Origin of the sequence: Arthrobacter sp. 49Tsu3.1M3 (assembly GCF_900168135.1) — a bacterium.
Classification (GTDB): Bacteria; Actinomycetota; Actinomycetes; order Actinomycetales; family Micrococcaceae; genus Arthrobacter.
On sequence record NZ_FUZD01000015.1, the window covers coordinates 1 to 10,971 of the forward strand.

A 10,971-nucleotide genomic window follows, 5' to 3' on the forward strand; every position below is an offset into this window, starting at 1 on the left:
CGATCGTGTCGCAGGCCTCGTGGTAGCAGGGATCGAGGTCCTTGCCCGCCACCCCGCCGTAGGCCTGCGCCTGGGCCTGGGTCTTCCTCTTCTCATCGCCGGTGAACAGCCCGCCGCCGGGAATGCCGGCCGAGAGGAAGGCATCGTAGTCCGAGCCGCCGTCAAAGGGCGTGGTCTCCGCCGGCAGCGCGTTCTCCTGGAAGTAGCGGAAGAAGACGTCCTCGATCGCCTTGGACCCGGCCGGGCCGGCGTGGCCGAAGTCCGTCCCGTCCCCGTCATGGACCGAGCGGACCCCGTTGGGCGAGGCCACCATGTCCACGTTCAGGTTCGCCGCGGTCTGGCCGATCTCGGCCGCGCTGAGCTCGTCGACGTAGTGCTGGGACCCGTACAGGCCGTCCTCCTCACCGCCCCAGAACGCGAACCGGACCCGGTTAACCGGCGCGATCCCGGCCTCCTTCATCCACCGCGCGGTCTCCAGGACCGCCGCGACCCCGCTGCCGTTGTCATCAATGCCCGGCCCCTCCCGCACGGAGTCCAGATGCGCGCCCACCACCACGGTATGCCCGGCATTGCCCCCGGTGTCGGCCAGGATGTTGAAGGACTCCACCGTCTTGCCGCGCCGGCCGTCCTCCTTGAACGTGAAGCTCTGCCGCACCGGTGCGTACCCGGCCGCGCGGAGCTGTTCCTCGACGTACCGGGCCGACTCCTCATACCCCGGGGTCCCCGAGGCCCGGTTCCCGCCGTTGGCATCGGCCACCCGCTGCAGCGCCTGCAGGTGCCCCACCATGTCCCGGGACTTGAACGCCGCCAGCACCGTGCGCGCATCCACCGTGCTCGCCGGCGCCAGCACGGTGGGTGCCGAACATCCCGAAACCAAAAAGCTGATTGCCACCAGGACAGCCGCGGCCGCCGCCCGCCCCCGCTCGTACCTCCGCCGACCCGTCACGCTAAGAACATACTTCCTCAGCCGCCGGGGAGGAAGGCCAGCCCTAGTGCGAACCGGCCTTAAGCGGTGCGGCGGCCGCAGCCGCCGCCGGGTCGGAAAAGGCCAGCCGGGGAACCATCACCAGCGCGGCGGCGGCGGCAAGCCCGGTGACCCCGCAGATGGTCCATACCGTGAGGTAGCCGGCGAGCGGCGCCGCGGTCTGGCCGGCGTCCCCCGCGCCGGCCTCGGCCAGGACGTGGCTGAGCAGGGCGATGCCGAACACCGCGGACGCGAATGCTCCGCCGATGGTCTTGGTGGTGTTGGTCAGGCCGGTGGCCATCGCGGTCCGGTTGAGAGGCGCGGCCGCCGCGGCCGCCGAAGGCAGCGCCGCCACGAGGGCCCCGGAGCCGACACCGGCGATTGCCATGTTGGCCAGCGCTTGGAAGAGAGTGCCATGGAACGGCAGGAACAGCAGGTAGCCCAGACCCACGAGCATGGCGGCGCCCACAAGGGTCCAGCGCGGAGTGAGCCGGCGGGTCACCACCGGGTACAGCAGAGCGCCCACCAGCAGCGCCAGCACATAGACGCCGATAATGATGGAGACCTGCCCGGCGCGCAGCCCGAGGCCGTAGCCGTGCAGCGCGGGGTCCGTCCGGGCGAAGGTGGACAACGGGGCCTGCGCGCCGAGCACCGAGACGCCAAAGAGCCCCGCGGTCAGCTGGACGGGCCACATGGACTTGCCCCGCAGCATCCGGATGTCGACGAGCGGATCGGCCGCGCGCAGCTCGAACCGCGCGAACGGAATGAACACCAGAATTCCGGCTCCCACCAGCGCCCACGGCCACCACGCGCCGGCCCCATTGAGGCGCATGAAGGTCAGCCCGGACGTGATGAGCAGCAGTCCGAGGGCGAGGAACGTGAAGCCGCCGGTGTCCACGCGTCCGCCGCTGCGCTCCCGCGACTCCGGCACGCCGAACCTGACGGCGAACCAGCATGCGGAGACGGCCAGCGCGGGGACCAGGAGCACCAGCTGCAGCTGGCCCGCGAACACTTCCACGAGCGCACCGGCGGCGAGCGCCCCGGCGATGACACCGGCTTCCAGCGCCCCGACGAGGACGCCGGCCGCGCGCCGGGTGCGGGCGGCGCCGTCTGGCAGCTGATGGACGCGGCTGAAGATCAGGGCAATTTCCAGGGGCAGCCAGACCACGTAGAAACCCTGGAACGACCACGCGGCCAGGAAGGTCCAGAAGTCCGGGGCGAGCGCGACGCCCCAGGAGGCCGTGGCGGTGACCAGCGTGGAAACCAGCAGGATCCTCTTGTGCCCGTACATGTCCCCCAGCTTGGCCAGCACCGGCACAGCAAGGGCGCTGACCATGAGCTGCGCGGCCTCGAACCAGTTGACATCGGCGTCGTGGACCCCCAGGTGCCGGGCGATGTCGGTGAGGATGGGCGTGTAATAGCCCTGCAGGATTCCACTGGTGAGCTCCACCAGACACAGAAAAGCTACAACACGGCGCATGGCGGCCTTCCGGGAGGGCGGGCACCTCGCGGCCAGCCGATTGATTGCATCCTAGGCCCGCGCCAGCTCCGAAGGCGGGAACGCGGCCGGCAACGCGGCCGGGAAGACGGGCCGGGAAACCCGGCCGGAACGGCGCGGGAATATTCGTCCGCGCCGGGCGTTATACGGGTCGATAGATGCAAACGCATCTAAATCGGCTATAGTAGAAACAGATCCCGGATCCACCCCGGCCACGGAAAGGCACACCATGCAGATCGGCGTCTTCAGCGTCAGCGACATCACCACCGACCCCACCACGGGCCGCACCCCGACCGAGCACGAGCGCATCAAGGCGTCCGTGGCGATCGCCAAGAAGGTCGAAGAGATCGGCATGGATGTCTACGCCCTCGGCGAGCACCATAACCGGCCGTTCTTCTCGTCCTCCCCCACCACCACGCTGGCATACATCGCGGCCCAGACCGAGCGCATCATCCTCTCCACTGCCACGACCCTGATCACCACGAACGACCCCGTGAAGATCGCAGAGGACTTCGCGATGCTCCAGCACCTCGCGGACGGACGCGTGGACCTGGTCCTGGGCCGCGGCAACACCGCCCCCGTCTACCCCTGGTTCGGCAAGAACATCCAGGACGGGATCGAACTCGCGATCGAGAACTACTCCCTGCTGCGCCGCCTCTGGGACGAGGACACCGTCAACTGGTCCGGCAAGCACCGCACCCCGTTGCAGAACTTCACCTCCACTCCCCGCCCGCTCGACGGCGTCGCTCCGTTCGTGTGGCACGGCTCGATCCGCACGCCGCAGATCGCTGAAGTGGCGGCGTACTACGGTGACGGCTTCTTCGCCAACAACATCTTCTGGCCCAAGGAGCACTACCAGCAGCTGATCGGCCTCTACCGCGAACGCTATGAGCACTACGGCCACGGCAAGGCGGACCAGGCGATTGTGGGCCTCGGCGGCCAGTTCTTCATGCGGAAGAACTCCCAGGACGCCGTCAAGGAGTTCCGCCCCTACTTCGACAACGCCCCGGTCTACGGCCACGGCCCCTCGCTGGAGGACTTCACGTCCCAGACCCCGCTGACCGTCGGCAGCCCGCAGGAAGTGATCGAAAAGACCCTGACGTTCCGGGAGTACTTCGGCGACTACCAGCGCCAGCTCTTCCTGATCGACCACGCCGGCCTGCCGCTGAAGACCGTCCTGGAACAGCTGGATCTGTTCGGCGAGGAAGTGCTGCCGGTGCTGCGCAAGGAGTATGCCGCGCTCAAGCCGGCACACGTTCCCGAACCGCCGACGCACGCCGGCCGGGTGGCCGCCGCGCTGGCAGCGGGCACCGTCGACGCCGCCGCGGCAGAGACCACCACTCAGGGCTCATGATGCCCGCCAAGACCACCGAATCGCCGGTACGCCTGGCCGCGGAAACCTGGGAATCCCTGTTCCGGGCCCAGGTGGCGGTGATGCGCAAACTGCAGGCGGCGCCGGCATTCAAAGCCCTGGCGCTCAATGAGTACGACGTCCTGTTCACGCTCTCCCGCTGCCCCTCCGGGTGGCTGCGGCTGAACGAGCTCAACGACAAAGTGCTGCTGAGCCAGTCCAGCCTCAGCCGGCTGGTGGAGCGGCTCGAAAAGCGCGGGCTAGTTGAACGGACTCCGGCCCCGGAGGACGGCCGCGGGATCCTCATCCGGCTCACCGATGCCGGACGGGACCTGCAAAAGCAGATCGGCCGGGAACACGTGCGCGACATCGCCGCGCTCGTGGGCCCGGCCCTCTCGGCCGCCGAACAGCAGGAGCTGCTGCGGCTGACCGAGAAGCTCCGCGCCGCGGTCTCCGTACGCTGAGACCGTGCGCTGAGACCGTGCGCTGAGACCGGCCGGCCTTGCGCCGCCCGGGCGTGCGCCGCCTAGTGGATGGCGACGAGCTGCGCCGGGTCTTCCAGGGGCAGGTCATCGACGACGGCGGTGACGCTGAGTTCCTTCAGGGACAGGCTGCCGCCCACGGTGGACAGGAAGGCGGTGTCCGAGGAATCGCGGCCTGCCGTGATCCGCAGCATGCTCTCCCGTGGCGCCAGCCCCGTGGGGTCGATGACGTGCCAGGCGCCGTTGATGTGCGCCTCGGCCACGGCGTGGAAGTCCATCGGGGTCAGTCCAGGGGCGTAGACGGCGGCCAGCCGGGCCGGGACGTTCTTGGACCGCAGCAGGGCAATGGCGAGGTGGGCAAAGTCCCGGCAGACGCCGCGGCGGTGCAGCAGGGTTTCGACCGCGCCGTCGGTCCCCCGCGAGGATCCGCTGACGTAGCGCAGCTCGTTGTAGACCCAGTCGCGGACGGCATAAAGCAGCTCCTCGCCCTGGAGCCCGCCGAATTCGGCATAGGCGGTGGGCAGCAGCCGGTCCGACTCCGCGTAGCGGCTGGGCCGGACATAGCGGATCAGTTCCATGAGCCCGGGCTCCTCGGGCAGCGCGAAGCCGGTGACGGTGGCCGAATACTCAACCAGGACTTCGGTGGGTTCGGCGAATTCCATGTAGTGGAAGCGGCCGCCGTGATGGTCCGAGAGTTCGGTCAGCGGCACGTCCCCGCCTCCCGCGGTCACCCTGAGCGATTCTTCGATCGAGTCGTAGCCGGCGTTCCGGGCCACGGCCACGGCGAGAGCCACCTTGGTTTCGGCAACGGTCTTGAAGGCCAGGCGGGCGGCTACGGCGCGTTCCATGTATCTCTGTCTCCGGATGTGGGATGTGAGGTGGGTGCAGGGGAAGCCGCCGTCAACGGCCCGGGGATGTGCGGGGCGAACGGGACTAGTTTTTGATCTTCAGAGACATTAGCATCCGCTGGACGTTCGCGAACTCGGACCCCTCGTTGACGTACTTGGCCGCCTGGTCGAGAGTGTCGAACGCCTTGGCAGGGGCAACCTTCTGGTCCGGCGCCAGCGGCTTGAGCACTGTCAGGTCCCCGAACGAATAGTCCCCCTTGCCGGCCGGGCCACGGACCACGTTCTGCAACGCGCAGCTCTTGCCGCCGGCGCCGCCCACCACGTTGGTGATGCCGTAGGAGCCGAAGTACTTGTAGCCCTGGATCACCCGGAACACCACGTGCGGGTCAATGGTTCCCCCGCCGCCGGCGTGCGGCAGGTCAACCGGAACGCTGCTGACCACGACGTAGTTGCGTGCGGCGTCGTCCGGGCAGGCCGCGGCCGGCTGCGGGGGCAGGCCGGTCTGCAAGGTGGCCAGGTAAGCGCCGCCGGCGTCCTTGACGGTGATCTTCAGCGCCCCGGGCAGTGCACCGGCGTCGGGAGCTACGGACTGGACAATCCAGTCCTGCGGCACCTCAAAACTGACGGTCTTCGCCGGGTCGGTAAAGACCTTCCAGGCCGCTGCGCTTGAGCCCGGGGTGGGGGAAGCGCCGGCCGTGGCGGCGGCACCAGTGGTGGCAGACGGCGTCGCACCCTCACTCGCACCGGCACCGGCACTGGCACTGGCACCGGCACTGTCCGCCGCGCTGCTGCCTGCGGTCCAGACCGGCGTCCCCTTGCCGTCGCTGCTGCAGCCCGACAGGGCTGCCGCCGCGACCGCGAGCGCCGCGCCGGTGCGCAGCACAGCGCCCCGGATTCCTGCGCTGCCTGCTGAAGAAGGGGCCGTCCCAGTCATGGTGCCAGCGTAGCCCGGGCGCCGCACGACTCAGAGCTCCCGCATCAGTGTTTCGTAGAACCGGACCCCCTGCTCCAGCGTCTCCAGCCCGATCTTTTCGTCAACGGCGTGGATCGAGCCGCGGGCCCGGACGTCCATGAAGAAGGGCGCGAAGCGGTACACGGCGCCGCAGATCCCGGTGAAACGGCGCGAGTCGGTGCCGCCCATCATGATGTAAGGGGTGATGATCGCCTCGGGGAAGACCTGCCCGATGCAGTCCGCCAGCAGCTCCCACTGGTCCCCCGAGGACGGCGACACCGGAGACGGGTCGTTGCCCTCCACAACGCGCAATTCGACTTTCGGGTCGCGGATTATTTTCCGCAGCAGTGCCACGGTGCCCTCGACCGTCTCCCCCACCGCCACCCTGATGTTGGCGTTGGCCTTCGCCGTGGCGGCGAGGACGTTGGCCCCGGAGCTGCCTTCGAGGGTGGTGATGGCGACGGTGGTCCGGGTCATGGCGTTGGTCTCGCTGCCGAGCCGGCCGAAGAGCCAAGTGATCGGCGCCCGGAGCAGTGCCACGTTCGCGAACACGGCCCGCACCGGCGGCGGCGTGTGCGGGCCGAAGCGGCGCAGCATCTCGGCGGTCACCTCCGGCAGCGACTGCGGGAACGGGCTGCGCTCGATCCGGGTGATGGCGCGGGCCAGCCGCGCCGTCGCCCCCATCCGCGGCGGCGTGGAGGCGTGTCCGCCCGGGTCCCGGGTCAGCAGCTCCACGTCCAGGATTCCCTTTTCTGCCACGCCGACGACGGCGGCCGGCCGGCTCACCCCCGGGAACGCGCCGCCCGCGACGGCGCCGCCCTCGTCCAGCACGAGCCAGGGCACCACGCCGCGGACGGCCAGCAGGGCTGCGGCGGCCGCCGCGCTGTTGCCGGCCGTCTCCTCATTGTTGCCGAACGAGAAGTAGACGTCATGCGCGGGCGCATACCCCGCCAGCAGCAGGCTCTCGGCCGCTTCCAGGATGGCCACGAGCTGGCCCTTGTCATCGAGCGTCCCGCGGCCCCAGAGGAACGTGCCGTCGTTGTGGCCGGAGAACGGCGGGTGTGTCCACTCCCCCGGATCATCCGCCGGGACGACGTCGTAGTGCGCCATCAGCACCGACGCCCGGTGCGTGGCCGCCGGGTCCTCCGCCACGGCGGTGCCGGGCCAGCGGTACAGGAGGGCGTGGCCGTTGACCCGCTCCAGTTCCAGAGCGGCATGGACCGCCGGATATAACCGGGGCAGCGCGGCGATGAAGGCGTCGAACTCGGCTGTCTCCACCCCGGTCCCGGCCCGGGAGGACCCCTCGGCCCGGATGGACACGGTCCGGTATGTCACGAGCTCCGCCAGCGACGCCGCCGCGCGCCGGGTGCCCGGCGGGTGGCCGGTGCCGTCCGGTGTTGCGCCAGGGCTCTTGAGGGTATTGCCGGCGGCCGCGTTCTGCAGGGGGTTGCGCATGCGCGAAAGTCTACGGCCGGAGGGTCCGCCGGAACGGGCTATTCGGCGCGCGGGTCCGGCCCCGGAATCCCGGGAACAATTTCGGCGCACAAATTTCGGTCTCGCGAAAGCGGATACGCTGGGGGCATGGCCGAACAGAGCATTGACGGAACGCACTTTGGGGATCTGGGCGACGTGGCAGGCATGTCGGCCCTCGATATCGCGGACTGGCGGCTGCGGACCTTTGCCCTTTACGCCACCACGCGGAAGATCGCCGCGGACAGCCCGGCCGAGGCGCATTCCTACTGGCGCCAGGAGCGGGACCGCATGTTCGGCACCCACCCGGCCTCCGCGCTGACGGCCGAGGCCAAGGCCACGTTCGGCGGCCTGAAGACGGCGGACTACGATCCGATCTACCGTTTCCACGTCCCGCTGACCCCCGAGGGCGCCGGGCGGGAGATGAATGTGGAGACCGGGACCGACGGCCTGGTCCGGTTTGTGCGGCTGGGCACCTTCGACCTGCCCGAGATGGGACAGCTCGCTGTCTGGAAGCTCAGGGGCTACGGCGGCGGCATCTTCGTGCCGTTCCGTGACGCCACCGCGGGCCAGCCCGGCGGCAGCTACGGCGCTGGACGCTACCTCCTGGACACCATCAAGGGAGCTTTCCACGGCGTACGGGGCTCCGGTCCCGACGCCGAATTCATCCTGGATTTCAATTTCGCCTACAACCCCTCGTGCGCCTACAACGAGGCCTGGGCATGTCCGCTGGCGGGCCCGGCGAACCGGCTGGCCGTGGACATCCCCGTGGGCGAACTGTACTGAACGGATGGAGTCCCAGCTCGAACAGCTTGACCCTGCCCCCGCCGTCGTCCTCGGGCCGAAGACCCGCCGGTACCGTGGAGCCCTCCGTTACCCCGTGGTCCGGCAGCTCATCCGGTTTACCGGCGTCGGCATTGTCTGCACCCTGACCTCCCTGGCCCTGTACGCCCTCTCCCGGCCCTGGCTTGGGGCCCAGCCGGCCAACGCGGCGGCCCTGGTCCTGACGTCCTTCATGAATACTGCCCTCAACCGGCGCCTGACGTTCAAGATCACCGAACGCCGCCGGATGAAGCGCGACCACCTCAACGGCCTGATCGTGATCCTCGTCGCGCTGCTGATCACCGGCGGCAGCCTCGCCGTCCTGCACTGGGTCAACCCGGATGCCACCGTGGCCGAGGAGCTGTGGACCACCACCCTCTCCGGTTTCGCCGCCACCGCCGTCCGGTTCACGATGCTGCGGCACTGGATCTTCCGCCGCGCCCGCCACCGCTGACCTCGCTCTAGCGATAGCTCAACCGGTGGAAGGGGTGCCGAGGGAGCGGACGCCGGCGACGGCGGTGCGGACCGCGGCCGCCGCCTCTTCCAGCTGCGCCGCCGTCACGGTCGAGTCGAAGCTGAACCGCACCGCCGTCTGGGCGAGCTCGGGGGCGATGCCCATGGCCAGCAGCACCGGCGAGGGCGCATCCGAGCCCGCCGCGCATGCGGACCCGCTGGAGCACACCACACCCTGGCGCTCGAGCTCCAGCAGCACGGACTCGCCGCTGGTGCCCGGGAAAGAGAAGGAGGCCACCGAGGGCAGCCGCTCGGTGGGGTGGCCGGTGAGCCGCGCGCCGGGAACACCGGCCAGCACGGCGCCGATGAAGCCGTCGCGGAGCGCCGCCACGCTTCCGGACGGCTCCCGCGGCAGCGTCAGGGCCGTTGCCAGCGCCACGGCGCCGGCGACGTTTTCGGTGCCGGAGCGGCGGCCGCGCTCCTGCCCGCCGCCGTGGACCAGCGGTTCCATCCGGACCCGGCCGCGCACAAACAGCGCGCCGCTGCCTTTGGGCGCGCCCAGCTTGTGGCCGGAAATGCTCAGCGCGTCCACGCCCAGCGCGCCGGTGTCCAGCGGCAGCCAGCCGGCGGCCTGGACGGCGTCGGTGTGGAACGGGACCCCGTGCGCCCGGGCCAGCGCCGCGAGCCGGGCGATCGGCTGGACCGTGCCGACCTCGTTGTTGGCGTACATGATGCTGACCAGGGCCGTCCCGGGCTGCAGTGCGGCGGCGAGGGCCTCTTCGCTCACCTGCCCGAAGCGGTCCACGGGGATCACGTCGACGGCGAAGCCGTGCACCCGTTCGAGGTACCTGGCGGATTCTTCCACCGCGGGATGCTCGACGGCGCTGATCGCCACCCGGTCCAGGCGCGGATCGGCGGCGCGCCGGGCCAGGGCGATGCCCTTGACGGCGAGGTTGTCCGCTTCCGTGCCGCCGGAGGTGAAGACGACTTCCCCCGGGCGGCAGCCGAGGGCCCTGGCGGTTGCGGCGCGGGCCCCTGCGAGCGCCGCGGCAGCCGCCTCACCCAGGGAGTGATGGCTTGACGGGTTGCCGAATTCGCCCGTGAGGTACGGCCACATGGCCTCCAGCACCTCGCGGCGGACCGGGGTGGTGGCCGCGGCGTCGAGGAAGATCACGGTGCGCCTCAGCCGGCCGCCGGACCGGCACCGGACTCGACGGCCGGTGCGACGTCAAGCTCAATGTCCAGGCCCAGGTCCAGGGCCGCGACGCTGTGAGTCAGGGCGCCGATCGAGATGACGTCCACCCCGGTGGCCGCGATGTCCGCCACGGTGTCGAGATTGACGTTGCCGCTGGCCTCGACCCGGGCCCGGCCGCCCACCAGTCCGACGCCGGCCGCGAGCTCGGGCAGGGAGAAGTTGTCCAGCATGATGGTGTCCACCCCGGCGGCAAGGACGGGCTCGATCTGTTCCATGGTGTCCACCTCCACTTCGAAGTGTGTTGTGTGGCCGAGCTGGGCCTTGGCGCCGCGCAGCACCGCGGTCAGTTTCGCCGGGTCGCCGCCGGTGAGGACGGCCAGGTGGTTGTCCTTGGCCAGGACGGCGTCGGAGAGGCTGAAGCGGTGGTTGGCGCCCCCGCCGCAGCGGACGGCGTAGCGTTCGAGCACCCGCAGCCCCGGCGTGGTCTTGCGGGTATCGGTGATCCGGGCCCCGGTGCCGGCCACGAGCGCCACGAACTCGGCCGTTTTGGTGGCGATGGCGCTCATCCGCTGGACCAGGTTCAGGGCGACGCGTTCGGCCAGCAGCACGGCGCGGGCGTTCCCGGTCACGCGGGCCAGGGCGGTTCCGGCGGCGAAGGGCTCGCCGTCGCGGACCAGCAGTTCGACGACGGCGCCCGGGTCGGTCAGCCGCATCGCCGCGGCGAAGACCTCGCCGCCGCTGAGCACGCCGGGAACGCGGGCATTGAGCACCGCGGTGGCCCGCGCCTGCGCCGGGATGAGCGTCTGGGAGGTGACGTCCCCGTACGGGGCGTCCTCCTGCAGCGCCGCGCGGAGGACGGCCAGCACGGCGGCCTCGGGCAGGCTCCCGGCGAGCGCCGCGGCGCGGGCGGGCAGGGTTTCCGGGGCAGCGGTGGCG

General features: G+C 70.4%; 11 protein-coding genes. 4 read left to right on the forward strand and 7 right to left on the reverse strand.

Features of this window, described 5'->3' with window-relative positions; translation table 11 throughout:
* Window positions 1-946: M20/M25/M40 family metallo-hydrolase (locus tag B5X90_RS14855; RefSeq protein ID WP_256860262.1), on the reverse strand; the 946-nt coding region annotated here is incomplete at its 3' end.
* Between the two features lie 43 nt (window positions 947-989).
* Window positions 990-2,414 (reverse strand): MFS transporter, encoded by a 1,425-nt coding sequence (locus B5X90_RS14860; RefSeq protein WP_306292831.1) that lies wholly within the window; start codon window positions 2,412-2,414, stop codon window positions 990-992.
* A 277-nt stretch (window positions 2,415-2,691) separates the two neighbouring features.
* Here B5X90_RS14860 and B5X90_RS14865 point away from each other — a divergent pair, with 277 nt between their 5' ends.
* Window positions 2,692-3,816: an LLM class flavin-dependent oxidoreductase gene (locus tag B5X90_RS14865; protein WP_079554369.1), complete on the forward strand. Its 1,125-nt coding sequence runs from the start codon at window positions 2,692-2,694 to the stop codon at window positions 3,814-3,816.
* On the forward strand, window positions 3,816-4,277 hold the full coding sequence (locus tag B5X90_RS14870) for a MarR family winged helix-turn-helix transcriptional regulator (protein ID WP_079554511.1): 462 nt from the start codon (window positions 3,816-3,818) through the stop codon (window positions 4,275-4,277). The genes B5X90_RS14865 and B5X90_RS14870 overlap by 1 nt, the downstream gene beginning before the upstream one ends.
* Window positions 4,278-4,339: 62 nt before the next feature.
* Here the strand turns inward: B5X90_RS14870 and B5X90_RS14875 are convergent, their stop codons facing one another.
* The 3 genes from B5X90_RS14875 to B5X90_RS14885 all read right to left on the reverse strand — a co-directional run bounded on the left by B5X90_RS14875 (window position 4,340) and on the right by B5X90_RS14885 (window position 7,550).
* Complete coding sequence (locus B5X90_RS14875; RefSeq protein WP_079554371.1) at window positions 4,340-5,143, reverse strand: transglutaminase-like domain-containing protein; 804 nt, start codon at window positions 5,141-5,143, stop codon at window positions 4,340-4,342.
* 85 nt (window positions 5,144-5,228) lie between these two features.
* The gene (locus tag B5X90_RS14880; protein WP_079554373.1) at window positions 5,229-6,077 is read right to left on the reverse strand and encodes a hypothetical protein; all 849 of its coding nucleotides are present in this window, start codon (window positions 6,075-6,077) and stop codon (window positions 5,229-5,231) included.
* Window positions 6,078-6,107: 30 nt separating this feature from the next.
* The gene (locus B5X90_RS14885) at window positions 6,108-7,550 is read right to left on the reverse strand and encodes a M20/M25/M40 family metallo-hydrolase (protein ID WP_079554375.1); all 1,443 of its coding nucleotides are present in this window, start codon (window positions 7,548-7,550) and stop codon (window positions 6,108-6,110) included.
* Window positions 7,551-7,676: 126 nt separating this feature from the next.
* Between B5X90_RS14885 and B5X90_RS14890 the strand changes: the two genes are divergently transcribed.
* Together B5X90_RS14890 and B5X90_RS14895 are read left to right on the forward strand one after the other, a co-directional pair.
* Complete coding sequence (locus B5X90_RS14890; protein ID WP_079554377.1) at window positions 7,677-8,351, forward strand: DUF1684 domain-containing protein; 675 nt, start codon at window positions 7,677-7,679, stop codon at window positions 8,349-8,351.
* Window positions 8,352-8,355: 4 nt separating this feature from the next.
* A complete protein-coding gene (locus tag B5X90_RS14895) occupies window positions 8,356-8,841 on the forward strand; it encodes a GtrA family protein (protein WP_079554379.1) in 486 nt (161 codons plus the stop codon).
* Window positions 8,842-8,859: 18 nt separating this feature from the next.
* Here the strand turns inward: B5X90_RS14895 and B5X90_RS14900 are convergent, their stop codons facing one another.
* Window positions 8,860-10,014, reverse strand: coding sequence for a cysteine desulfurase family protein (locus tag B5X90_RS14900; protein WP_079554381.1), 1,155 nt, complete (start codon window positions 10,012-10,014; stop codon window positions 8,860-8,862).
* A gap of 8 nt (window positions 10,015-10,022) precedes the next feature.
* Window positions 10,023-10,949, reverse strand: coding sequence for a carboxylating nicotinate-nucleotide diphosphorylase (nadC, locus tag B5X90_RS14905; RefSeq protein ID WP_079554513.1), 927 nt, complete (start codon window positions 10,947-10,949; stop codon window positions 10,023-10,025).
* Between the last annotated feature and the right edge of the window lie 22 nt (window positions 10,950-10,971).